21 protein-coding genes, 1 tRNA gene and 2 pseudogenes are annotated in these 25,192 nt (G+C 50.3%); 13 read left to right on the forward strand and 11 right to left on the reverse strand.

Features of this window, described 5'->3' with window-relative positions; translation table 11 throughout:
• Positions 1-24 precede the first annotated feature (24 nt).
• The 3 genes from hybG (at position 25) to P2W74_RS03580 (ending at position 2,095) form a co-directional block, all read left to right on the forward strand.
• Positions 25-273: a hydrogenase maturation factor HybG gene (gene hybG, locus P2W74_RS03570; RefSeq protein ID WP_192613473.1), complete on the forward strand. Its 249-nt coding sequence runs from the start codon at positions 25-27 to the stop codon at positions 271-273.
• 77 nt (positions 274-350) lie between these two features.
• The gene (locus tag P2W74_RS03575; protein ID WP_276293916.1) at positions 351-1,403 is read left to right on the forward strand and encodes an ABC transporter substrate-binding protein; all 1,053 of its coding nucleotides are present in this window, start codon (positions 351-353) and stop codon (positions 1,401-1,403) included.
• A complete protein-coding gene (locus tag P2W74_RS03580; protein WP_276293917.1) occupies positions 1,403-2,095 on the forward strand; it encodes a molybdate ABC transporter substrate-binding protein in 693 nt (230 codons plus the stop codon). Before P2W74_RS03575 ends, P2W74_RS03580 begins: the two co-directional genes overlap by 1 nt.
• 89 nt (positions 2,096-2,184) lie before the next feature.
• Here the strand turns inward: P2W74_RS03580 and yghU are convergent, their stop codons facing one another.
• Positions 2,185-3,051 carry a glutathione-dependent disulfide-bond oxidoreductase gene (gene yghU / locus P2W74_RS03585; RefSeq protein ID WP_276293918.1) on the reverse strand — a complete coding sequence of 289 codons (867 nt, stop codon included), beginning with the start codon at positions 3,049-3,051 and terminating at the stop codon, positions 2,185-2,187.
• 237 nt (positions 3,052-3,288) lie between these two features.
• Between yghU and gss the strand changes: the two genes are divergently transcribed.
• The 3 genes from gss (at position 3,289) to P2W74_RS03600 (ending at position 6,980) form a co-directional block, all read left to right on the forward strand.
• Complete coding sequence (gss, locus tag P2W74_RS03590) at positions 3,289-5,148, forward strand: bifunctional glutathionylspermidine amidase/synthase (protein WP_276293919.1); 1,860 nt, start codon at positions 3,289-3,291, stop codon at positions 5,146-5,148.
• Positions 5,149-5,769: 621 nt separating this feature from the next.
• Complete coding sequence (locus P2W74_RS03595; protein ID WP_276293920.1) at positions 5,770-6,270, forward strand: hypothetical protein; 501 nt, start codon at positions 5,770-5,772, stop codon at positions 6,268-6,270.
• Positions 6,271-6,569: 299 nt separating this feature from the next.
• Entirely contained in the window at positions 6,570-6,980 is a 411-nt protein-coding gene (locus P2W74_RS03600) for a hypothetical protein (protein ID WP_276293921.1), read from the forward strand.
• 66 nt (positions 6,981-7,046) lie between these two features.
• Here the strand turns inward: P2W74_RS03600 and P2W74_RS03605 are convergent, their stop codons facing one another.
• A complete protein-coding gene (locus tag P2W74_RS03605) occupies positions 7,047-7,637 on the reverse strand; it encodes a lecithin retinol acyltransferase family protein (RefSeq protein WP_276293922.1) in 591 nt (196 codons plus the stop codon).
• Positions 7,638-8,182: 545 nt separating this feature from the next.
• Positions 8,183-8,356 (reverse strand): DnaB-like helicase C-terminal domain-containing protein, encoded by a 174-nt coding sequence (locus tag P2W74_RS23445; RefSeq protein WP_412767231.1) that lies wholly within the window; start codon positions 8,354-8,356, stop codon positions 8,183-8,185.
• A 691-nt stretch (positions 8,357-9,047) separates the two neighbouring features.
• On the opposite strand from P2W74_RS23445, the gene P2W74_RS03610 reads away from it, so the two are divergent.
• On the forward strand, positions 9,048-12,854 hold the full coding sequence (locus tag P2W74_RS03610; RefSeq protein ID WP_412767215.1) for an Ig-like domain-containing protein: 3,807 nt from the start codon (positions 9,048-9,050) through the stop codon (positions 12,852-12,854).
• Between the two features lie 19 nt (positions 12,855-12,873).
• On the opposite strand, the pseudogene P2W74_RS03615 reads toward P2W74_RS03610, so the two are convergent.
• From P2W74_RS03615 to P2W74_RS03630, 4 genes and pseudogenes are all read right to left on the reverse strand, one after another.
• Positions 12,874-13,095 (reverse strand): annotated as a pseudogene (locus P2W74_RS03615) (integrase core domain-containing protein); the annotation flags it as partial.
• Positions 13,093-13,263 (reverse strand): annotated as a pseudogene (locus P2W74_RS03620) (helix-turn-helix domain-containing protein); the annotation flags it as partial. The pseudogenes P2W74_RS03615 and P2W74_RS03620, both read right to left, overlap by 3 nt.
• Before the next feature lie 98 nt (positions 13,264-13,361).
• Positions 13,362-13,437: transfer RNA gene (locus P2W74_RS03625), tRNA-Phe, on the reverse strand.
• A 105-nt stretch (positions 13,438-13,542) separates the two neighbouring features.
• Positions 13,543-14,250 (reverse strand): DUF554 domain-containing protein, encoded by a 708-nt coding sequence (locus tag P2W74_RS03630; protein ID WP_276293924.1) that lies wholly within the window; start codon positions 14,248-14,250, stop codon positions 13,543-13,545.
• A gap of 427 nt (positions 14,251-14,677) precedes the next feature.
• Here P2W74_RS03630 and P2W74_RS03635 point away from each other — a divergent pair, with 427 nt between their 5' ends.
• A complete protein-coding gene (locus P2W74_RS03635; protein ID WP_276293925.1) occupies positions 14,678-16,813 on the forward strand; it encodes an ornithine decarboxylase in 2,136 nt (711 codons plus the stop codon).
• Between the two features lie 52 nt (positions 16,814-16,865).
• Here P2W74_RS03635 and P2W74_RS03640 read toward each other — a convergent pair whose 3' ends face one another.
• The 4 genes from P2W74_RS03640 to mutY form a co-directional block, all read right to left on the reverse strand.
• Positions 16,866-18,122, reverse strand: a complete 1,257-nt coding sequence (locus tag P2W74_RS03640; protein ID WP_276293926.1) for a nucleoside permease — start codon at positions 18,120-18,122, stop codon at positions 16,866-16,868.
• A gap of 217 nt (positions 18,123-18,339) precedes the next feature.
• Positions 18,340-19,425 carry a membrane-bound lytic murein transglycosylase MltC gene (gene mltC, locus P2W74_RS03645; RefSeq protein ID WP_276293927.1) on the reverse strand — a complete coding sequence of 362 codons (1,086 nt, stop codon included), beginning with the start codon at positions 19,423-19,425 and terminating at the stop codon, positions 18,340-18,342.
• Positions 19,426-19,478: 53 nt separating this feature from the next.
• Entirely contained in the window at positions 19,479-19,754 is a 276-nt protein-coding gene (locus tag P2W74_RS03650; RefSeq protein ID WP_192613456.1) for an oxidative damage protection protein, read from the reverse strand.
• 27 nt (positions 19,755-19,781) lie between these two features.
• On the reverse strand, positions 19,782-20,834 hold the full coding sequence (gene mutY, locus P2W74_RS03655) for an A/G-specific adenine glycosylase (RefSeq protein WP_276293928.1): 1,053 nt from the start codon (positions 20,832-20,834) through the stop codon (positions 19,782-19,784).
• 161 nt (positions 20,835-20,995) lie between these two features.
• On the opposite strand from mutY, the gene trmB reads away from it, so the two are divergent.
• The 5 genes from trmB to P2W74_RS03680 all read left to right on the forward strand — a co-directional run bounded on the left by trmB (position 20,996) and on the right by P2W74_RS03680 (position 25,190).
• Positions 20,996-21,715 carry a tRNA (guanosine(46)-N7)-methyltransferase TrmB gene (trmB, locus tag P2W74_RS03660; protein ID WP_276293929.1) on the forward strand — a complete coding sequence of 240 codons (720 nt, stop codon included), beginning with the start codon at positions 20,996-20,998 and terminating at the stop codon, positions 21,713-21,715.
• Positions 21,715-22,041, forward strand: a complete 327-nt coding sequence (locus P2W74_RS03665) for a YggL family protein (RefSeq protein ID WP_046497219.1) — start codon at positions 21,715-21,717, stop codon at positions 22,039-22,041. The genes trmB and P2W74_RS03665 overlap by 1 nt, the downstream gene beginning before the upstream one ends.
• A 52-nt stretch (positions 22,042-22,093) precedes the next feature.
• A complete protein-coding gene (locus P2W74_RS03670; RefSeq protein WP_276293930.1) occupies positions 22,094-22,813 on the forward strand; it encodes a YggN family protein in 720 nt (239 codons plus the stop codon).
• 189 nt (positions 22,814-23,002) lie between these two features.
• Positions 23,003-24,049: an L-asparaginase 2 gene (gene ansB / locus P2W74_RS03675; protein ID WP_276293931.1), complete on the forward strand. Its 1,047-nt coding sequence runs from the start codon at positions 23,003-23,005 to the stop codon at positions 24,047-24,049.
• Between the two features lie 133 nt (positions 24,050-24,182).
• Positions 24,183-25,190, forward strand: a complete 1,008-nt coding sequence (locus tag P2W74_RS03680; protein WP_276293932.1) for a DUF1202 family protein — start codon at positions 24,183-24,185, stop codon at positions 25,188-25,190.
• Positions 25,191-25,192 lie beyond the last annotated feature (2 nt).

Raw genomic sequence — 25,192 nt, forward strand, 5'->3', positions numbered from 1 at the left:
GTTGTACATTCCAGGTGGTTAACTATGTGTATTGGAGTTCCGGGTCAGGTGCTGGCCGTCGGTGAAGATATTCACCAGCTTGCGCAGGTTGAAGTGTGTGGCATCAAGCGTGATGTCAACATTGCGCTGATATGTGAAGGCGATACTGCTGAGCTGGTCGGGCAATGGGTACTGGTGCATGTGGGATTTGCGATGAGTATCATCGACGAAGAGGAAGCCAAAGCCACATTAGACGCGCTACGCCGTATGGAGTATGACGTCACCAGCGCCTGATAACCCCTGATGGCAATCTGTTAAGTGCCCTTACATCGCTGTATACTTAATTATACATCGATAGTGAGGACACTCCCATGCTTAAATCCTTACGCCAGCATTTCCTGCTGGCGTTGCTTTTTTCCCTGCCATTAATGGCTCAGGCCGACCGTAAATTTACCGATCAACTTGGCCGCCAGGTGACTGTTCCGGACTCCGTGGATCGCGTGGTCGTGCTTCAGCATCAGACACTAAACCTGTTGGTACAGATGAATGCCACCGACAAAATTGTTGGCGTGATGGCGAACTGGAAACAGCAGCTTGGCGACGGTTACGCGCGCCTGGCTCCGGAACTGACAAAGAAAGCCGCCCTGGGGGATTTAACCCATGTGGATGCTGAAGCGTTGGTGGCTCTGCACCCTCAGGTCGTGTTCGTCACAAACTACGCGCCACAGGAGATGATCGACAAGATAAGCCACCTCGGCATTTCGGTGGTGGCTATTTCTCTGCGTGTTGATACCGCCGGTGAACAGACCAAAATGAATCCGGCGATGGCGGATGAAGAACAGGCTTACGATCGGGGTCTGCGCGAAGGTATTACGCTTATCGGTGATATCGTCAACAAGCCGGAAGAGGCAAAAGCGCTGATTGCAGCAACGGATAAGGGGCGCAAGAGGGTCAGCGATCGTCTGCAGACTATTCCTGAAAATCAGCGTGTTCGGGCCTATATGGCAAACCCGGATCTGACCACCTACGGTTCCGGTAAATATACCGGGCTGATGATGGCGCATGCGGGGGCGCTGAATGTAGCGGCTGCCACGATTAAAGGCTTCAAACCGGTGGCCATGGAACAGGTGATCGCCTGGAATCCTCAGGTGATCTTTGTGCAGGATCGCTATCCGAAAGTGGTCGACGAGATCCTGCAAAGCCCGCAGTGGCAGGTGATTGATGCGGTGAAAAATCATCGCGTGTACCTGATGCCGGACTACGCCAAAGCCTGGGGCTACCCGATGCCGGAAGCGATGGGCATTGGTGAATTGTGGATGGCGAAAAAGCTCTATCCGCAGAGGTTCCAGGATATTGATATGCGTAACGTCGCCAATGACTGGTATCAGCGTTTTTATCGTACTGATTATCAGGGTGTTAACTGATGCGCATACTGGCTGCGGGGAGTTTACGCGCGGTCTGGCGACCGCTGCTGGCGTGTTTTCAGGCGCAAGAAAAACAGGATATTTCCTGTGATTTTGGTCCCGCGGGGTTGCTGCGCGAACGGATTGAAGAGGGGGCGCCGTGCGATTTTTTTGCCTCGGCAAATCTGGCACATCCGCAAGCGTTGCTGGACGCCGGGCGCGCGCTGTTTGTCACGCCATTCACCACCAACCGCCTGTGTCTTTGCGTACGGGAAGATCTCGTGCGTGCCGGTGATGACTGGCTGGCGCTGTTAACCCGGCCGACGCTGCGGATTGGGACATCAACGGCGGGCTGCGATCCGTCCGGTGATTATACCCAACTGCTCTTCTCACGAATGGGTGAGGCAGGAGAACGTGTGCGAAAGCGCGCAGTGGCGTTGGTCGGAGGCAGGGAAACATTAGCGATTCCGCCGGGCAGGCTGGCTGCGGAGTGGTTAATCAACAACGACTACACCGATGTCTTCATCGGCTACGCCAGCTATGCGCCCAGATTGCGTGAGGTTGATACGCTAAAAATCCTGGCAATACCGGAGCCATATAATCCAGTTGCCCAGTACGCTTTTGCGTGTTTAAGTGAACGGGGTAAGCCGTTTTCAGACTTTCTGCTTTCACCACCAGCGGGGGCAATCCTCAGGCAACATGGGTTTAGGTAAACAGGGACAAACGTGTAGGCCTGATAAGCAAAGCGCCATCAGGCAATCATGCCGGACAGCGGCGTAAACGTCTTATCCGGCATCCAGGTTTAGCTCTGGCGCTTATCTTCGGTCTGCGTGTCGAAGTCGCTGGCGTCATGACGTTCATGAAGCTGCTCGTTCAGTGGGCCGTGAGTGCGGTTTACCATCCGCCCACGCTTCACCGCCGGACGCTCTGCAATCTCCTTCGCCCAACGTTGTACGTTTTGATAACTGCCCGCATCCAGGAACTCTGCCGCGTCGTAAACGTTACCTAACACGACGTTACCGAACCACGGCCAGATTGCCATATCGGCAATGGTATACTCATCTCCCGCGACATACTGGTTATGCGCTAACTGCTTATCCAGCACATCCAGCAGACGTTTAGCTTCCATCGTGAAGCGATCGATGGCGTACTCAATTTTCACCGGCGCATAGTGGTAAAAATGGCCGAAACCACCGCCGAGGAACGGGGCTGCGCCCTGGAGCCAGAACAGCCAGTTCAGGGTTTCAGTGCGTTTTTCCAAGTCCTGCGGCAGAAAATAGCCAAACTTTTCCGCCAGATAAAGCAGGATAGAACCCGATTCGAACACGCGACGCGGTGGGTTCAGCGAATGATCGCGCAACGCCGGGATCTTCGAGTTTGGATTGACCTCAACAAAGCCGCTGGAGAACTGATCGCCTTCGCCAATGCGGATGAGCCAGGCGTCATATTCCGCCCCCGTTACGCCCTGCGCCAGCAGCTCTTCCAGCAGGATTGTCACTTTCTGGCCGTTAGGCGTTCCCAGTGAGTAGAGCTGTAGAGGATGCTTGCCGACAGGCAGCGTTTTTTCATGGGTTGGGCCAGAGACCGGGCGATTGATATTGGCGAACGCGCCGCCGTTGGATTTTTCCCACGTCCAGACTTTCGCGGGCTGATAAGTGTTATCGGACATGTTGACCTGCCTTCTGAGGGGTTGTGTTGAAGCAGTGTAGCAGTTCAGTACGTCCGTATTTAACAGAATGGGACATTAAGATGGCCACCCATTGTGAATTTTTCACCTCTGAACGCCATCCGCTTCGTTGAGGTGTATGATAAGTCGACCTCTGTCCGGTTAGTGTTGCAGAGCAGGCAATCAGAGCGAAAAATTCACGCCAGGCTGCTCAGGCTGTATTGTTTTGAGGTAAGGTGCATGAGCAAAGGAACGACCAGTCAGGATGCCCCTTTCGGGACATTATTGGGCTACGCCCCCGGTGGTGTGGCGATCTACTCTTCAGATTACAGCTCCCTCGACCCACGGGACTACGACGATGATGCTGCTTTTCGTAGCTACATTGACGACGAATATATGGGCCACAAATGGCAGTGCGTCGAGTTCGCCCGCCGTTTTCTCTTTCTTAATTATGGTGTTGTGTTCACTGATGTTGGAATGGCGTGGGAAATCTTCTCGCTGCGCTTCCTGCGTGAAGTGGTGAATGACAACATCCTGCCGTTACAAGCTTTTCCTAATGGCTCTCCCCGGGCACCCGTCGCGGGCGCGCTGCTGATCTGGCAAAAAGGCGGGGAGTTCAACGACACTGGTCACGTGGCGATCATTACCCAGCTACTGGGCAGCAAAGTCCGCATTGCGGAACAGAACGTGATCCACACGCCGCTTCCCCCGGGTCAGCAGTGGACCCGTGAGCTGGAGATGGTGGTAGAGAACGGCTGTTATACCCTTCGCGACACCTTTGATGACACCACCATTCTGGGCTGGATGATCCAGACGGATGATACGCGCCACAGCCTGCCGCAACCTGAGATCGCCAACGACGCGTTGAAGATTAGTGGCGCGCGGCTGGAAGACACAGGGCAGTTTGACGGTAAATGGCTCAATGAACAGGATCCGCTGCAGAAAGCGTATGTGCAGGCGAACGGCCATGTGATCAATCAGGATCCGCACCAGTATTTCACCATTACTGAAAGCGCAGAGCAGGAACTGATCAAAGCGACCAATGAGTTACATTTGATGTACCTGCATGCGACCGACAAAGTGCTGAAAGATGACAGCCTGCTGGCGCTGTTTGATATCCCGAAAATCCTCTGGCCGCGCTTGCGGCTCTCCTGGCAACGCCGTCGCCACCATATGATCACCGGTCGTATGGATTTTTGTATGGATGAACGCGGGCTGAAGGTATACGAATACAACGCCGATTCCGCATCGTGTCATACCGAGGCGGGTTTGATCCTCGAACGATGGGCGGAGCAGGGTTATAAAGGGACGGGGCATAATCCGGCGGAGGGTTTGATCAACGAACTGGCGGGTGCCTGGAAGCACAGCCATGCGCGTCCTTTCGTGCATATCATGCAGGATAAGGATATTGAGGAGAACTATCATGCGCAGTTTATGCAGCAGGCGCTGCATCAGGCGGGCTTTGAAAGCAAGATCCTGCGCGGTCTGGATGAATTGCGTTGGGATGATGCCGGTCAGTTGATTGATGGCGAGGGTCGGCTGGTGAACTGCGTCTGGAAAACCTGGGCGTGGGAAACGGCCATTGAACAGGTGCGTGAGGTCAGTGAAACAGAATACGCTGCGGTACCGATTCGTACAGGGCATACCCATCAGGAAGTTCGGCTGATCGATGTGCTGCTCCGCCCGGAAGTTTTGGTCTTCGAGCCGCTGTGGACAATGATCCCCGGCAACAAGGCTATCCTGCCGATTCTGTGGCAACTGTTCCCCCATCATCGCTATCTGCTGGATACGGATTTCACCGTTAACGATGAACTGGTGCAGACAGGATATGCGGTGAAGCCGATCGCGGGACGCTGTGGCAGCAATATCGATTTGGTCAGTCACCAGGAAGAACTCCTGGATAAAACCAGCGGCAAATTTGCAGAGCAGAAGAACATTTATCAGCAGCTTTGGTGTCTACCAAACGTGGCGGGTAAGTACATTCAGGTCTGTACGTTCACCGTTGGCGGTAACTATGGTGGCACCTGCCTGCGCGGCGACGAATCACTGGTGATTAAGAAAGAGAGCGATATAGAGCCCTTAATTGTGGTGAAGGCATAGCCTCTCATTTTGAAGAGAAATCAGCGGTGGTTGTCTGCCGCCGCTGATTCATTAAGGTCATTTCATTCTTAAAACGCTAAAAACGACCTCCTGACAGGCATGTGGGTGCGGCAATCCCGGCCCCGGAGTTGCGTTTCTATTGAAATGACTGAATTTAGTGTTGAATGGCGATATATTTAACTGAAGTTATACGCTGATTTTCATTGCGTCACTGACATCCATGCGATGGGGCGTAACTTGTTTCATTTTTTCGGTTGTTTTATTTAAGGCAATACTACTTTCAGATTGTTTTCGCATAATGTGCTGTGTTATTTCTGAGCAAAAAATAAAAGCTGTGATATTATTCCCAGCATGAAAAGTGACTGACAAAGACGTTCAGTCGCATAATTCAATATACAAACACATGAGTTAACAAGACGTTCTCATACAGTTATATTCTCATATCTAAAAATAGTCCTATTAAATAATATAACACCCAGCGATGCTGGGTTTATTTTGTATTCTGGATTAGTTAAACGTATTTAATTATGTTCGATGATATTGTTGAACAGATATAAACAATATCACATTCTAAATAACGTCACTCTCTATTTATTAACAGTCAACAGACAGGTATTAGCAATGCATTTCATTAAACTGGTTGCCGCTTTTTTATTTGTTATTTCTGGCAGTGTATTTGCAACAGATTTAACGGTGACTCCAGCAGTGATTAAAACGACTAAAGTTTATCAGAGTGGTGCAGTTCCCCTTACGCAAAGTGCTTCTCGTCCTATGGCGACTGTCGAGCAGGGTGGTGTAAATAACCGGGTCTCGATGACTCAGGCGAATGCAGGGAATACGGCAGATATAAAGCAAAATGGTCATAATAATAGCCTGTCGATCTCCCAAAATGGTGGCGATGATATGGCTGATGTGCAACAGGATATCGCGACCTCTAATAGCGATATTACCATTAACCAGGGGACTATGGATTTAGGTACTGATTCTCGTGATGCAAGAACGGTTCACGTTCAGCAACTCGGCGCGACAGGCAGTTCAGTGAATATTACTCAAAATGCTGCGGCTTCAGCATATGTTAGTCAAAGCGGTTCACAAAATAATGTCACCATTGTGCAACGTTGATCAGAACTTCTCGAGCTTGTTCTTGCGTATACGGTGATCAGCGTATTTTTGCTGCCCTGTATGAAGTGATTCTGACCATTTATAAAAAGTGGGATACGAACCTGCTACGCTAAAGTGCTGCCTGTTCGAAAGGGAAGTGGTAATGCTTCCCTTCTCCAGACGTTGTTGCGCCTACATCATAACAATCCGACGTTTCGCACCCTGGCAGGGTATGAGTTGGTTGATCCTGCTTGCCCTATTTTTCTTTTTAACTTAGGCTCAGGCCAGCGTAAAAAAGAAAAATATTTAAAAGGGTGACTATGAGAATTATAACTATCGTTTTTTTGCTGCTTTCATTTTCTGCTATGGCTAAGGATCAAATAGTTACACTTTCGGAATTGCAAATTCTATACGATAAATTAAATATTTCGACTTTTCGAAGTTCTTTAATGCCAAAGAGAACGAAAGATATGGTCTATTTAAGTCAGGCAGGGCTCCCTGCTCCTGAATATTTTAGTAATGGATTTTCGATAGATAATAAAGATTGGATCTATACATTTAGCGTCATAGAGAAAAAAGATAAGAACAGAGACGGCGTTGTTGATTACACAATCTGTTTCGCAGATAAATCGAAAACGGGAACATATCATTCAGTCCAGCCAATGTTGATTTCACCATTAGGCATCGACGGTCAATTTATCGCACTGTCATTCACGGTAGATGGATGTTGACTTCAGAAGGTGAGCGAATCTCGTGAACGCAATCAGGGGAATCGCCTAATATATTCTGGAATAAAACTACATTAAGAAACGTCGAAGTATGGGCATGATACTGTTTTTATCAAGCGTAATTCTTCTGCTTGTTTGCATCCCCAATTTGTTATTAAAGTAACTCATAATGCCTGGGGTGTTTATATCAATTTTGATGCGGTTGAAATGATCCATTGATGATATTTTTTGTGATTCACTACCAAATGATTGGCTGGATAAAGCCTTTCCCGTCCGACACCAAAGAGCAAAATGCTCACAGTTATTTTTAAGCAGGCTGTACTCTGACATACCTAAGCATTGCCGGGCTCTTTGATACGACTTCTCAAGGGAAAATTCAGAGGTGTGTTTTTCATCAAGCGCCATAATGTCAAAGTAACGTTCAAATTTTTCGACAAAATGATCTAAAGCCTCCCTCTTTACCACACCATCTGAAAAATGTATGACTTTCTCATTCCCTGCGTAAATACCAAAATGATAAAACGTAAACCCTAATTTAGATAGCTCTGAGCGAATGACACATCCTCTGCGTATCTTTTCTTCTTTAATGTATTTGGGTTCATGTCCCATAATTTCCACCTTAATATACATCTGTCGCATCAGTTCTGCAGTAACGACCATGATATAACATGCTGTTCTTGAGTAATAAAGATTTTTGGCGACCAACTCAGGAAAAGCGGTGCGTTCATAAATAAAAAACTATCTTTATCTGAGTCTGGAGGGCTCTATGAAAGCATCATGGTTGACTGACATTAAGATAATGCCAATCCTGCTATAGGCAAATTTGCAGGCTGGGGCATTGTGTCCAGAGGGGAAGGTCTATGGCTGAGGAAATATGTTAAGACCGGATGTCGGTGGCAGTGAACGGGCTTAATGAGTACGTTTACCCACAAATCTATCGGAATCCAGAAAGCAAAAAACCAGCTCGTAGGCTGGTTTTTCTGGAATAAGTGGTGCCCGGACTCGGGAGCATTCAGTTATCTATTGAACTGAATTTTATAATAAAACCCTGGTTAGCTAACAGTCAAGACTCATAGTCTGACCCGTTTTTCAGCTCGTAGATCAAAATGAGTGAAAAATCCGGGTTTGATTCCTTGGAATGATTCCCTTAATGCGTCTTTCAATGACGCATTTGAAATGCAGGAATGTTTCGGAGTCTCCGATAATTACGGGACTCGCATCAACTGTAGGTAACCCACCATAATGAGAGCAAACTCGCCATGCTGTTGTTGGAACTGGCGAGCCTGGTAACGTAGTTCACTGGGGGTTAACTCTCCAGTATCGTCAATAAAGATATTACTTCTTTCCGGCAGCGCCTTAGGGGGGGTATGTGCTACCAGTCATCGGCATCGAGCTGGCCGGTATGATTTTTGTCACATCAACAAGGCTTAGCGAAGCATGTATGCGTGGGACATTGACCCCAATAAACCGCGTAATTTAGCACCATCGGCACGATTGACCTGCAATGAGCAGGATAGAACGTGGCAGATAAACCGAGATTGAGCAAACGAAGAAATTACCGCTCAGTGCTGGCATGCAGTGTTTCAATTTACTATTCAAGGGGCGAGGAGTGTTTGAGGGGAAATTTTCTCTATGATATGAATTAATTCGGTTATATTTTTTATATATTGATCACCGAAAATTCATTCTCCATGTAGATAAACCAAGGGAGGTTAATGACATAATCCTCATCCCTGATAGGGTCAGAATGATTTACCAGCCATTAATTAGGTTGAGAGTTTATACATGTTTACAATAATGGTGACATCTATAAACCACTATTAACGTACACCGAAAAAGGTTTTTGAATGCTCTCACTGCAGCTCAAACCCAAGATGAGTTTGCCGACATTATCGGGGATAAAGACAAAATCAGTCAGCCTCGCAGAAATAGACAATACCACTTCCGGACTGGCGGATGGCCATGAGTCGTTTTATTATCGAGTTCGGTAATCGGCTTGACGGTCACTTCTGGGAAAAGACGTTTACACAGAATCGTAAACAGACTCAAAAAATTATTTGGAACGAGCTTATGAAGCAACACACGGTACCTCGAAAAAATGCGATGTTTCGTTTTTTTGCATGGCTGCAAATATTTTTACAAGTCCTTTTTCCTTTAGCATCGACGGTGTCTCACAGTGCGTTAGCCCAAAGCTCTATATCGACCAACATCAGCCAATCCCCGTTTGCCGTTGATAAAAACACCAGTTCAGCGCCAAAAAACACCACGACACTCCCCTATGGCGACACCATGAGCAGCCTTGCCAGCTCATTATCGTCCAATAGTGCCGAAGGTGTGGCCAGCAGTGCAAAATCGGTGGCAACCGGCTATGCCTCTTCGTCAGCCCAGCAATGGCTGAGCCAGTTCGGTACTGCCCGTGTTCAGCTTAATGTGGACGATAACGGCAATTGGGATGACAGCGCCATCGATTTCCTTGCCCCGCTTTATGACAATAAAAAATCCATGCTGTTTACCCAGCTCGGTTTGCGTGCGCCTGATGGCCGCATCACCGGAAATATGGGCATGGGGGTACGTACTTTTTATGTTGAAGATTGGATGTTTGGCGGCAACGTCTTCTTTGACGATGATTTCACCGGCAAGAACCGCCGTATTGGTATGGGGGCTGAAGCCTGGACCAATAATTTAAAACTCTCCGCCAACACCTATGTGGGCACTACCGAGTGGCATCAGTCGCGTGATTTTAACGACTATAATGAAAAACCCGCTGATGGTTATGACGTGCGAGCAGAAGGCTACCTTCCTGCTTACCCACAGCTCGGTGCCAAACTGATGTATGAGCAGTACTACGGCGATAAGGTCGCCCTGTTCGATACCGATCATCTGCAAAGCAACCCTTCAGCCGTCACCACCGGCTTGAGTTACACCCCTGTTCCACTCGTTCAGCTCGCCGTCAACTATAAACGTGGACAGGACTCACTGGACGATACTCAGTTTCAAGTCAACTTCCGCTACGACCTCGGTCGTCCATGGGCTTATCAAGTTGACCCAGAGAGCGTCCGTCTTGAACGTAGCTTAGCGGGCAGCCGTTATGATTTGGTTGAGCGTAATAACCAGATTGTGTTGCAGTATAAAAAGAAAGACCAGCAGAACGTCAGTAACCTGAGTTTGCAAGTCACCGTGGATAACAGTCCATCTGATGGCCTGACGCCTAACTCTGCGCAGGTCTATGCGACGGATAAAGACGGTCAGCCGGTGCGTAATGCGCCTATCGTCTGGTCAACCACGGGATCCGCCAAGTTTGCTACGCCAGATACGGTGACCAACGACAGCGGGATTTCTACGGTCAACTTCACTAACACCTTGCCTGAAACGGTGCAAATCACGGCGAAAAGTGGTGCTGCCAGCGCCAGCCAAAACAGTCAATTCAATGCCGTGACGGTCAGCAATATCACGCTGAAAATCACCAAAGATGGCAGCGTGGCCGATGGCAAAACACCGAACCATGCCGTCGCCACCGTCACGGATATTAACAACCATCCGATTGCGAACACTCAGGTGAAATGGGGAGTCGATGCCCCCGCGACGCTGAAGAGCACGCAGACCTCGACCGATGCCAGCGGTCAGGTCACCACTGACTTTACGTCGACCACAGCGGGAGCGGTTATGTTGACGGCCACCGCGGGTGATAAGAGTGCGTCACAGCAAGGGCATTTCACCGCCGACTCGATCAATAATGTTATCGATACGATGGTGGTCACCCAAGATGGCAGTCCAGCCGATGGGGCCACCCCGAACGTAGTCACCGTAACGGTCAAAGACAGCAATGGTTCACCGGTCAGTAATGCCAATGTGTCGTTGAGTGCGGATAAGTCAACGGTGGCATTTGGCTCAGCCTTGAAAGCGAAAGCCTCTAAATCTTTCCAAACAGATACTCAGGGTTCTCTGACGGTTACCTTTACTGATACGGTCGCAGAAGCGGTCCAATTAACGGCAACACTCGATAATACTAACAACAAAACGGCAGCGGCTAAATTTATTGCTGACAGCCGCTCGGCGAAAGTCAACAACCTGACCATCAGCAAAGATGGCAGCGTAGCTAACGGCACCGCCACTAACCAAGCCACCGTCACCGTCACCGACGCCAGTAACAACCCGCTTTCAGATGTGAATGTCACGTGGAGTCAGGATGGCACTGCCGTATTAGGCACCTCGGCTAAGACGGACACCAGCGGTAAAACAACAGTAACGTTCACCGACACCAAAGCCGAAACGGTGAATATCACCGCCACTGTCAACACCAGCAGTTTGTCCAGGCCAAGTGTGTTTGTGGCAGATACGTCTACTGAGCATGTTTCCACATTGACCATTGATACGGATGGCAGTGCGGCCAACGGCACCGCGCAGAACAGTGCCACGGCGACCGTGGTGGATAGCGGTAACAACATACTGGCGAATACCACGGTGAACTGGACCGTCACCGGCAGCGCGGGCCTGACCTCAGGGACCAGTACCACCAATAGCAGTGGTCAGGCGGTGATGACCTTCACTGACACCAAAGCCGAAACCGTTACCTTAACGGCGAAGGCGAACAGTTCGGATGCAGGACAATCGAAAACCAGCAGCTTTGTGGCAGATATGTCAACGGCGCGAATTATGCTGGCGGTAACATCGGGGTCGGTAGCCAACGGTACTGCGACCAATACAGCCACGGTCACGGTTACGGATGCGAATAATAATCCGCTGCCGGATGTTGCCGTTACCTGGACTCAGAGTGGCAGCGCAATTCTGGCTGACAGCGATTCCACGACAGGTACAAACGGGCAGGCAGTAACAACCCTGACAGATGTGAAGGCGGAAACGCTATCCGTGACGGCAACCATGAGCGTCAACGGCCACGGCGATACACAACCGATGACTTTTGTGGTCGACATCAATTCAGCCAAAATCAGCGATCTCGAGGTTACGACGGGCGCGCTGGCGGATGGAAAAGCCACTAACCAGGCAACAGCGACCGTTACAGATGCGAATGGCAACCTGCTGGAAGGCATGAATGTTACCTGGTCTCAGGACAAAAATGCCGTGTTTGGTGACTCAGACAAAACGGACTCGCAGGGTAAAACGACGGTGACGTTCAGCGACACCCATGCAGAGACGGTGAACGTCACTGCCACGGTGAATGGTAATAGTTTGTCCAAACCGAGTGAATTTGTATCCCTGGTGGGAAACATTGAATTGACCATAACCGCGAACAATCGGGAAGCGAATAATATTGATAGTAACAGTGTGAAAGCGCTGGTTACCGATGTCAACGGCGACCCTATGCCGGATACGCCAGTAGCATGGTCTATCACCGCGCCTACGGCGACCTTGACATCTACTCAGAACATGACGGACAGCACGGGTCACGCTACGGCCAGCGTGAAAGATTCGTTTTCTGAGGATGTTAAAGTTACTGCGAAATCAGGTGACCAAGTTGGTGACGCAACGGTAACGTTCAAACCGATGAATTTTGGACCGGTGACCATCACTCTACCGGAAGGGCCATCCATTACCCCTCAGGAGGCATCGGACGGTACGCCAGTTAATGTTTCCTATTCAGGTGCGCTGGAGTATGACCAAATAACGGTTTCGTTTACCGTAGATAAGACGGCTGACGACCCTGGCGATCACGCTTACAGCATGGTATATACCCTCGGTGTCGATGAGAGAGGTGATCGCCCTGTGGTGGTAACTATCCCGGCCTCTGCGCTGGCGAATATCGATGCACCAGCGGGAGAAACAAGAACGATGCGCGTCACGGCTCAGGTATACCGGCCAAGCGTGGATCGGTCCAGCGCTCCAGCGTATGCGCAATCGGATATTGACTCAGTTCAGTGATTAATATTGTCTGGTATGGCTAGTCCTGATATAGGTTGACAGTTTTCTGCCTGTAAAACGCCTGATGAACATCATCGGGCGTTTTGTATTTAAGAGCCAGATGTGGTCGCTCATAGCTATAAATTGCCACAGATTCTTTTACCATTTTCCAGGCTTGTACCAGATCACCCGGGCGCGAGAGTAAAAACTCATTTTTCAGGATGCCGTTTATCCGTTCAGCCAGCGCATTCTGGTAGCAGTCAAGCCGGCCATATTTACGCAGCCAGACAAGCACGGTGAAGCGCCCCTGAATGCCATATCGCTGCAGGGCCTGTTTATAGGTCATCTCGCCTTTTTCGACCTGCTCAACGACGGCTATTTTAAAGGATAGAGGATAATCACGGTGGGTACGTTTGAGCTCAGTCATCATCACGTTCTCCGTATTTAAGTCAGGAACGTGTCAACGCTATTCAGGATGGGGTCCAGAAATGAAAAAAGCCCCGCTTTGCAGCGAGGCCTTATGAATAGTGGTGCCCGGACTCGGAATCGAACCAAGGACACGGGGATTTTCAATCCCCTGCTCTACCGACTGAGCTATCCGGGCAACGGGGCGCATTAAAACCGATCCGCCTCGTTTCGTCAACGAAATTTCTTCAAATTAATGCAGGCTGCACAATCTATCACCACTTTGCTGTTATTGCACGCATCTTCAGGCAAAAAACGCCGTCCAGGCGGCAGAGATCGGCATCGCCAGCAGCAGGGCAGGCAGCATATTCACCACTGCAAACATCTTAATTCCGCAGATACGTAAACCGGTCGCCAGTAAGAGCAGCCCGCCCACTGCGCTAAAATCCGCCATCATCGCGGGGGTGGTGAGCGGCAGGAGCAACGCAGCGCTGGCGGCCAGCATTAACTGAATGACAAGCATTGGCGCAGAGATGGCGGAAACCGCGATCCCTAAAGAGCAGGCAAAAATCATCGCGGTAAAGAAATCGAGAAAAGCCTTGGCGATTAAAATGCTCGGATCGCCAGTCATTCCCTCATGCATCGAGCCGAAAATGCCGGTGCCGCTTGCGCAAAAGAGCACAATGATCGCCACATAATTCTGGATAAAGGTGTCGTGGACGGCGGTGTTACCTGGTTTCTTAAACAGCCGCTGCGCCTTTGCGACTGCCGCGTTAATGCCTCTTTCCAGGAAACAGATTTCACCAATCAGCGCGCCAATAAGGGTCGCCAAAACCATCACGGGCAGGTTGGCGCATTTGATGACCAGTAAAATACCGATGCCCAGTGAGGCCAGACCGAATATTGAGGTCATTGAGACACGAAGACGTTCCGGCAAACGCTGGCTGAGAAGTGAACCGATCACTCCGCCAACCAAAACAGCGCTGGCGTTAATAAAAGGACCAATAACCATATTAGCTTCCATAACTATACTGTCAGATTGCATTATTATGCCCTGATTATCGCGTTTAATAGCTGTTTCTTAGCAAAGTAAGTGCATACGGATTTTATCTTGCAGCCCCTGGGGAAAACTGCCATGATTGCGCGAATTTTCTCCTGTCTGAATGGGGTTGCCTGGGATGAATGTATTCCCCTCACATCACCTTCAACATCGCCATCTCGTGCGAAGCTTGCCCTTTCCTGTGACCTCCCGACATTCGCTCGCCATGCGGTGAGGGAAGCGTACGCTCACTGCAGGACAACAGTAAAATCAGATAGTGTCTGCTTTTACTGATGTCTGGCGGTCGGAGCTGGTGACCAGTTTGACCCGACAAATCGTTCGGCAAGGCCATTGTGCTTTGTCCGGGGCTTTTACACTCCCGAAACGGGTTTTTGTGCTTATGAAATCAATGAATATTGCCGCCAGCGGTGAGCTGGTATCCCGCTTGTCTACGCACCGTCATGTGGTGGCGCTGGACAGTACCGATTTTACCGACGTCGCGGCAGTCGTCATTACCGTTGCGGACAGCCGTAGCGGCATTCTTTCCCTGCTCAAACGTACTGGCTTTCATTTGCCGGTATTTATGTTCTCAGAAGAGACGACAGATGCGCCTGCGGGCGTCGAAGCGGTCATTGCGGGCAGCGCGCAGGACTGGCTGGAGCTGGAGTCTGCTGCCTGCCGTTATGAAGAGGAGCTGCTGCCGCCATTTTATGACACGCTGACGCAGTACGTTGAGATGGGCAACAGTACCTTTGCGTGCCCCGGGCATCAGCACGGCGAGTTTTTTAAAAAGCATCCCGCGGGTCGCCATTTTTACGACTTTTTCGGTGAAAACCTGTTCCGTGCCGACATGTGCAACGCCGATGTGAAGTTGGGCGATTTGCTGATCCACGAAGGGTCGGCGAAACATGCACAGAAATTTGCCGCCAAAGTCTTCCATGCGGATAAAACCTATTTTGTGCTCAACGGGACGTCAGCGGCAAATAAAGTGGTCACCAACGCGCTGCTGACGCGCGGCGATCTGGTGCTGTTCGATCGTAACAACCACAAGTCGAATCACCATGGCGCACTGATTCAGGCGGGCGCTACGCCGGTTTATCTTGAGGCGGCACGTAACCCGTTTGGTTTTATTGGCGGCATTGATGAACATTGTTTTAACGAGGCGTATCTGCGCGAGCAAATTCGCAATGTCGCGCCGGAAAAGGCAGATAAAGCGCGGCCCTTCCGTCTGGCCATTATTCAACTTGGCACTTATGACGGCACTATCTACAACGCACGCCAGGTGATCGACAAGATAGGTCATCTTTGTGACTACATCTTGTTTGACTCGGCCTGGGTGGGTTATGAGCAATTTATTCCAATGATGGCTGATGGCTCGCCGTTGTTGCTGGAGCTGAATGAAAACGATCCGGGCATTTTCGTCACCCAGTCCGTCCATAAACAGCAGGCCGGCTTCTCGCAAACCTCGCAGATTCACAAGAAAGATAACCATATTCGTGGCCAGGCGCGTTTCTGCCCGCATAAGCGGCTGAATAATGCCTTTATGCTCCATGCGTCGACCAGTCCGTTCTACCCGCTGTTTGCGGCGCTGGATGTTAACGCCAAAATTCATGAAGGGGAGAGCGGCCGCCGTTTGTGGGCCGAATGCGTCACGCTGGGTATTGAAGCGCGTAAGGCCATTCTCGCCAGCTGTAAAATGCTCCTGCCGTTTATTCCTCCCGTCGTCGATGGCAAGCCGTGGCAGGAACATCCCACGGCAGTAATTGCCAGTGAGCGCCGCTTCTTCAGCTTTGAACCCGGTGCGAAATGGCACGGCTTTGAAGGGTATGCCGACGATCAGTATTTTGTCGATCCCTGCAAGCTGCTGCTGACAACGCCTGGCATTGATGCTGAGACCGGGCGTTATACCGATTTTGGTATTCCCGCTACCATTCTGGCGCACTATCTGCGCGAAAACGGCATCGTGCCGGAGAAGTGCGATCTCAACTCGATTTTATTCCTCCTGACGCCTGCTGAAAGCGCTGACAAAATGGCGCAACTGGTGGCGATGCTGGCGCAGTTTGAACAGCATATTGAAGACGATACGCCGCTTTCAGAGGTGTTGCCGACCATCTTCAATAAATACCCGGTGCGCTATCGTGACTATACCCTGCGCGAACTGTGCCAGGAGATGCACGATCTGTACGTCAGCTTTGATGTTAAAGATCTGCAAAAAGCGATGTTCCGTCAGGAGAGTTTGCCAAAGGTGGCGATGAATCCTCAGGATGCCAACAGCGCGTTTATCCGTGGTGATGTCGAGTTGGTACGTATTTGCGATGCAGAAGGTCGTATCGCGGCGGAAGGGGCGCTACCTTACCCTCCAGGCGTCCTGTGTGTGGTCCCCGGTGAAGTGTGGGGCGGGGCGGTCCAGCGTTACTTCCTCGCGCTGGAAGAGGGTGTAAACCTGTTACCGGGTTTCTCACCAGAGCTACAGGGCGTGTACAGCGAAACAGACACAGACGGCATTAAGCGTTTGTATGGCTATGTGCTGAAGTAAGTACGAAAAAAAACGGGTCACCCAAAGGCGACCCGTTTTTGTCAGAGAAGAATTAATGTGTCACGGGCTGAGAGCCTGTTGGCGTGCGGACGTGTTTGTATTTAAACAGGGCGACGAACGCGAAAGCCAGAATCAGAGAGTAGCCGGCGAAAATCAGCCACACGGTTTGCCAGTCGGTAATACCGTTCAGTGTGTAATGCTCAACCACTTTCCCGCTGACCACACCTCCCAGGATGCAACCGAAACCGTTGGTCATCATCAGGAACATACCCTGCGCACTGGCGCGGATTTCAGGGCGAACTTCTTTTTCAACAAACACTGAACCGGAGATGTTGAAGAAGTCGAAGGCGCAGCCGTAAACAATCATCGACAGAACCAGCAGCACGGTACCGAACGGCGTCGGGTCGCCATACGCGAACAGACCGAAGCGCAGCATCCACGCCACAATACTGATAAGCATAACGTTCTTAATGCCGTAGCGGCTCAGGAAGAACGGGATCGTCAGGATAAACAGAGTTTCGGAGATCTGAGAAATCGACATCATCACCGAGGCGTGCTGCACGATAAAGCTGCTGGCAAACAGCGGGTCTTTATCGAAGCTGTGCAGGAAGGTGTTCCCGAACATGTTGGTGATTTGCAGTTCAGCGCCCAGCATCATTGAGAAGATGAAGAAGATCGCCATACGCTTGTTTTTAAACAGCGCGAAGGCATCCAGACCCAGCATTGATGTCCAGCTCTGGTTTTTCTGCTGGTTGGCTACCGGAATATGCGGCAGCGTCAGGGTGAACAGCGCCAGAACAACGGAGAGGACGGCACCGATGTACAGCTGCATATGGCTCAGTTCGAAGCCGGAGAAGCTCACACCCCACATGGCAAAGATAAAGCCGATGGTGCCCCAGATACGGATTGGCGGGAAGTCGGTCACAATGTCCATCCCCGCAGACTGCAAACGGTAGTAGGAGATGGTATTGATCAGGCCCAACGTCGGCATATAGGCCAACGAGTTAAGGAGGATCACGAAGAACATTGCGCCCGGCGTGGTCACCTCCGCCGCCATAAACAGCGTTGCGGCGCCAAGCAGATGGCAAATGGCATACACCCATTTCGCACTTAACCATTTGTCCGCCACAATCCCTAACAGCGTAGGCATCAGGACGGCGGCGATCCCCAGAGAGCTATAAACAGCACCGATGGAGGCACCGTCAAACTTAAGGGTGACAAACATATACGAGCCGAGGGTCGTGAGCCAGCTTCCCCACAGGCAGAACTGCAGAAAGGAGAGGACTTTCAACTGCAGCTTAAGATTCATGTTAATTTCCTCACACCGTAATGCGGATGAATGTTTTAAAAGGCACATTTGCCGTTGCAATATGATGTGATTCTATCAACGACAGACCTTTGTTTTTTGTTACCTGTGACAAATATTTGCAAACATTTTCCTATTGCAAAGCAAAAGGGTGATGGAGTTAACACTTTTATGTCCCGCCCTCGTGGTTTACGGAGGGCGGGAGGGGACGCAGGGGGGACTATTTACGGCGATACGATTTTTGTGCCGAATTGACCTTATGCAAATAGCGACGCGATTCTGCAGAAGGGTGTCGAGTGGTCAGCGTCTGGTAAACATCTCCCGGTGACATGCTGTTAATAATAGCAGCAGCCTGGATCTTATCGTTGGAGAATACGCGCAACACGCTGCCCGCACCGCCGTTGTAGGCTGTGATCACCGCGTAGCGCCGTGATGTCGGGTTATCGATCCCCCCTAAATAAACATTGCTGAGCATCGCCAGATAGGCGGTGCCGGTATCAATGTTACTGGCAGGATCGAACAGGAAGCTGCGGCTTGGGGTACCTGAACGTCCCTGTGAACGGAAAACGTCTTTCCCGGCGCTATGCTGAACTACCTGCATCAGGCCCAGCGCGTCGGCATGACTGACCGCGTACGGGTTAAAGGAAGATTCAGTCTGCATAATCGCCAGAATGAGTGATTCGTCGACGCCATATTTCCGTGATGCCTGACGCACCATACCGAGGTATTTATGCGCGCGTTTATCAAGGTGGTTTGGGACAAGGTTGATGGTGACGCTGTAAATGATGCGCAGACCGTTGCTGCGGCTTTTAAGCCGGGTTTTCAGCAGGTAATCGGCGAAGTTTGTCGCGCGACCTTCCCAGCGTATGGCCTGGCCTGTATGATCCACCACCTGACCATAGAGGAATGGCTCTTTGGAGATCTTAATGTCATCGACGTCAGAATAGAGATCGACAGTCGTTGGATCGTCGCCCATTAACAGCGTCTTGATAATGGCCCGACGCAGATGTCCGGCGGGATCTGTTCCGGCAATGGTTTCAACGGTGATGGTACCGGCATCAAAGTTGATATGGCTGCGGGTCTGAAACTGATCGGTGTACTTCACATAGTCTTTTGGACCGGCGATCAGAACTTCCTTGAACCCCCACAGATTTTCAATGTTATGGGCAAATTGCCCCATCAAAATATCAAAACCGTTGGTATCCTTGACCCAGGCTTCATTGTACGTATCGCCTTTGTTGGTCGAACTGGAACAGGAGATGAGCAACGGCGCAACAAGTGCAAGCGCGAAAAATTTTTTCATCATTCCGGGAGTGCGTGTTGTGTTGTTATGTGATGTGAAAAAGGGCGGTTAAGCCCTTATTTTTTGTCTTCCGGCGTATAGCCTTCAATGTGTACATCTTTGCCTTCAAACAGGAAGTTAATCATCTCCTGTTCCAGCAATTTACGATGCTCAATATTCATCATGTTGAGTTTCTTTTCATTGATCAGCATCGTTTGTTTATGCTGCCACTGCGCCCAGGCTTCTTTGGAGATTTCGTTATAGATACGTTTTCCCAGTTCGCCTGGGTACAGCTGAAAATCCTGGCCTTCGGCATCACGTTGCAGGAAAGTACAAAAAATCGTTCTGCTCATAAATTATCCTCTTTATCGCCCGACGGCTTAAACCAAAGCGCCGGTGCGTAACTGCTGTAACAAACGCTCCACGGGAGCCGCCAGTCCGACCGACGGCGGTTGCGCTAAGTTATACCAGAGCGCGTTGCCTTCATCCATGCATGAGGTGAAGGAAGACACGGGAAGCCACATGGGCACAATATCCAGATGGAAATGGCTGAAGGTATGGCGAAACGCATTCAGCTGACTAAGTTTATCAGCTTTAATATTCCGTTGCGCCAGCCACTTACGCAGGCCATCCTCATCTTCAAACTGAGGAAAACAGTACAATCCCCCCCACAATCCGCTGGGAGGCCGCTGTGCCAGCAGCACGGTGTCTTCATGCTGCATCAGCAAAAAATAGCCTGTCCGTTCTGGTAGCGTCTGTTTCGGTTTTTTACCGGGGTAGAGCGACCAGCTGTCGTTGGCGGTCGCAATGCAGCCGTTTTGTAGTGGGCAAAGGGAACACTTTGGCTTCGACCGCGTACACACCATCGCGCCTAAATCCATCATTGCCTGGTTAAAGCGCTCAACACCGTTGGCGGGCGTGACCGCTTCGCTCAAGGCCCACAGTTTGTTCTCGACCTCTTTTTTGCCCGGCCAGCCGCTCACCGCATAGCAGCGCGCCAGCACGCGCTTGACGTTGCCGTCGAGAATCGGAAAATGTTTACCCAGTGAGAGAGAGAGTACGGCGCCCGCAGTAGATCGCCCGATGCCAGGCAATGCCGCCACTTCATCGAAGGTTTCCGGAAACTGACCGCCATGTAGCGTGACAACCTGTTGGGCCGCTTTGTGCAGATTTCGCGCCCGCGCGTAGTAACCTAAACCGGTCCATAAATGAAGCACTTCGTCCAGCGGCGCATTGGCTAAATCAGTCACCGTAGGGAAGCGCGACATAAAGCGTTCAAAATAGGGAATTACCGTGGCAACCTGGGTTTGTTGCAACATGACTTCTGAGAGCCATACTTTGTAAGGCGTCTTGTCAATTTGCCAGGGCAGCGTTTTCCGCCCGTATTTATCGTACCAACCCAACACCTGGGTTGAAAATTGAGACGCTTGCATGGTCACCGCTTAATATTGGCTGGGGGGCAGATTGCAGCACAGAGGCAACAGGGTGTAAACCGGAACTTTCCGGTGCTGACTTTCTTCCTTTACTTGCATCCGCCAACTAACTTTGGATAATGCCCGTTTTCGCAACTCAATCACAAGCAGACTTAACTTTTATGAAGAACGACGTCATTTCACCGGAATTTGATGAAAACGGCCGCCCGTTGCGCCGTATTCGTAGTTTTGTTCGTCGCCAGGGGCGACTGACGAAAGGGCAAGAACACGCGCTGGAAAACTACTGGCCGGTGATGGGCGTTGAATTCAGCGAAGAGCCTGTGGATTTTGCGGCACTGTTTGGCCGTGAAGCGCCGATCACGCTGGAGATCGGTTTTGGGATGGGCGCATCGCTGGTGGCGATGGCAAAAGAACGTCCGGAACAGAATTTCCTCGGCATTGAAGTCCACTCTCCGGGGGTGGGCGCATGCCTGGCCTCTGCCCATGAGGAAGGGGTTGAGAACCTGCGAGTGATGTGCCATGACGCAGTCGAAGTGCTGCATAAAATGATTCCTGACAATTCTTTATCCATGGTTCAGCTCTTTTTCCCTGACCCGTGGCATAAAGCACGTCATAATAAACGCCGTATCGTTCAGGTACCGTTTGCTGAGCTTGTGAAGAGCAAGCTGAAACTGGGCGGTGTTTTCCACATGGCGACCGACTGGGAAGCCTATGCAGAACACATGCTTGAGGTGATGACCTCCATCGACGGGTATAAAAACCAGTCTGAAACAAACGATTATGTACCGCGCCCGCAATCGCGCCCGGTAACCAAATTTGAACAGCGTGGTCATCGTCTTGGCCACGGCGTATGGGACTTAATGTTCGAGAGGGTGAAATAATGGCAAAGAACCGTAGCCGTCGTTTGCGTAAAAAAATGCATATCGACGAATTCCAGGAATTAGGATTTTCGGTTGCATGGCGTTTTCCGGAAGGTACATCTGAAGAGCAGGTTGATAAAATCGTTGATGATTTTATTAATGACGTCATTGAACCGAACAAACTGGCCTTTGACGGCAGCGGTTATCTGGCCTGGGAAGGTCTGATCTGCATGCAGGAAATCGGTAAATGCACGGAAGAACATCAGGCGATAGTTCGTAAATGGCTGGAAGAGCAAAAACTTGAAGAAGTGCGCACCAGCGAACTTTTCGATGTTTGGTGGGACTAACAAAACATACGGGGCCAGCATTTGCTGGCCCGATTTGTCTTGAGGGAAAGTTATGATGCGCAAAACGCTGCTGGCGGCAGTTCTAACGTTCACGGCGATGGCCGCACACGCAGATTACAAGTGCAGCGTCACGCCGCGTGACGATGTTATTTTGAGCCCGCAAACGGTGCAGGTGAAAGGCGAAAATGGCAACCTGGTCATTACGCCGGACGGCAACGTGACGTTCAACGATAAGCCGTACACCCTGAGCGCTGCACAGCGTGAACAGGCGAAAGATTACCAGTCTGAATTACGCAGCGCGTTACCGTGGATCGATGAAGGCGCCAGAAACCGGGTCGAGAAAAGCCGTGTCGCGCTGGACAAAATCATCGCCAAAGAAGTGGGTGAAAGCAGCAGTATGCGCGGTCGTCTGACCAAACTTGATGCGCAACTGAAAGAGCAGATGAACCGTATTATCGAACATCGCACGGACGGCCTGACGTTCCACTACAAGGCGATTGATCAGGTGCGTGCGGATGGCCAGCAACTGGTGAATCAGGCGATGGGCGGCATTCTGCAGGACAGCATTAATGAGATGGGTGCCAAAGCGGTGCTCAAAGGCGGTGGGAATCCGCTGCAGGGCGTACTGGGAAGCCTGGGCGGTTTGCAAACATCGATTCAAAACGAATGGAAGAATCAGGAAAAAGACTTCCAGCAGTTTGGCAAAGATGTCTGCAGCCGCGTCGTGACGCTGGAAGATAATCGCAAAGCGTTGGTCAGTAGCCTGAAATAATCCTTTCTGTTTTTTAAGCAACGGCACGGTTTTGTGCCGTTTTGTTTTGTCTATTTCCCTCATTTTGATATCCATCTCTAAAATCAATACATTGGATGACATATTTATCTGTTTAATTGGAAGGCATCACATTATTCATCTCCTGGGTTGCGATAATGCGTCAACTTTTTACGTAACTGGAGAAATAACATGGAGTTTTTCAAGAAAACGGCACTTGCCGCACTGGTTATGGGGTTCAGCGGTGCCGCGCTCGCTTTACCTAATGTCACTATTTTAGCCACCGGTGGGACGATTGCCGGGGGCGGTGACTCAGCAACAAAATCGAACTACACAGCCGGTAAAGTTGGCGTTGAAAACCTGGTGAATGCAGTACCTCAGCTCAAGGATATTGCTGTGGTGAAAGGCGAGCAGGTCGTGAATATCGGTTCTCAGGATATGAACGATGAGGTCTGGTTAACGCTGGCGAAGAAGATCAATACCGAGTGTGATAAAACCGACGGTTTCGTCATCACTCACGGCACCGATACCATGGAAGAGACCGCCTACTTCCTCGATCTGACCGTGAAGTGCAACAAACCGGTAGTGCTGGTGGGGGCAATGCGTCCTTCTACCGGGATGAGCGCAGACGGTCCGTTCAACCTCTATAACGCGGTAGTGACCGCGGCTGACAAAGCCTCTGCCAATCGTGGCGTGCTGGTGGTGATGAACGACACCGTGCTTGATGGCCGTGACGTCACGAAAACCAATACCACCGATGTTGCTACCTTTAAGTCCGTTAACTACGGACCGCTGGGTTACATCCACAACGGCAAAATCGACTATCAACGCACACCGGCGCGTAAACACACTTCCGCCACGCCGTTTGATGTCTCTAAGCTGAACGAACTGCCGAAGGTCGGGATTATCTATAACTATGCGAATGCGTCTGACCTGCCGGCAAAAGCGCTGGTTGATGCAGGTTATGACGGGATTGTGAGTGCGGGTGTCGGCAACGGTAACCTGTACAAAACGATCTTTGATACCCTGGCGACGGCTGCGCATAAAGGGACTGTCGTAGTTCGCTCTTCCCGCGTACCGACCGGCGCCACGACTCAGGATGCTGAAATCGATGATGCGAAGTACGGATTTGTTGCTTCGGGTTCGCTGAACCCGCAGAAAGCCCGTGTGCTGCTGCAGCTGGCACTCACGCAAACCAAAGATCCAAAACAGATCCAGACGATGTTTAATCAGTATTAATCGCTTATGCCCCGGCCTGCTGGCAGGGGCAATTTCTGAAATATCTCCCGAATAAATAAAATTATTCATTTTCTAATTATCAACAGGATTATGATAATTGTGGTTAGCGTTATTCTGGACGGGAGGTCCGCGAGTGTTTCGACAATGGATAGCAGGCGCTGCACTTTTTACGCTGGTTTCAGGTTATAGCTGGGCGGGGGTTGCCCAACCCACCGATCACATCTTAAAAGAGCAGTTTAGTCAGCAGTACCATGGCGTACTTAAACTGAATTCTGTCACCTTAAAAAATCTTGATGCCACAGGCAACCAGGCCACATGGTCTGCGGAGGGCGATGTTTCTTCCAGTGATGATCTCTATACCGGTGTCGGCATGGCAGCGGATTATTATTTTGTTGAAAGAACCTGGACAAAAGATCGTCCCGTTAAATTTTCTGCGATGTTAACCAGTAAAGGAACGCCAGCCTCCGGTTGGACGGTTAACTATTACTCATTCCAGGCGGCTGCCAGTAATGAAGGGCGGGTGATTGCTGATATTAAAACCAGCGATAAATATCTGGTCGTCAATGGCGATGATTTTAACTACCGATTCAGTCAAATCGATGCTTCGTATCTCGCGCAGAAGAAGTCGATCGGAAGCCTGGAAGAACAAATAAAATCGCTGGATAAACAAATTGCTGTCGCTAAAAAAGAGGCCGATGCTTATTGGGGTAAAGGCCCTGACGGTCAGACGCTGACCCGAGAAGATGCTTTCCATAAGATGTTTAAAGCGCGCGATGACTTTGTCAAAGCGAATGACAGTAATACATTTGCCGAGAAATATGAAAAAGACGTTTACCAGCCCGCGTTAGACGCGTGTCATAAACAGGGTGACACGTGTTATGAAACGCCTATTCAGCAGAAAAGAAATGTCGATATTCAGGAGCAAAGACGGCAGGTATTTTTGAAATCAGAAGAACTCAGACGTAAAGCGCAAAACGACTGGATCGCGTATGAAAAAGGGCAGTATCCGCTGAACATGGCCGTCTCTAAACTGCAAATGCAGCAGACGGATCTTCACATTAAGATTGACGATATCACTGAAGGCTATGATCGCTGGAAAAAAGATACCGACGAATTGCGACGTAATGGAATTATTAAGTAACG

This window comes from Citrobacter enshiensis (assembly GCF_029338175.1).
GTDB lineage: Bacteria > Pseudomonadota > Gammaproteobacteria > Enterobacterales > Enterobacteriaceae > Citrobacter_D > Citrobacter_D enshiensis.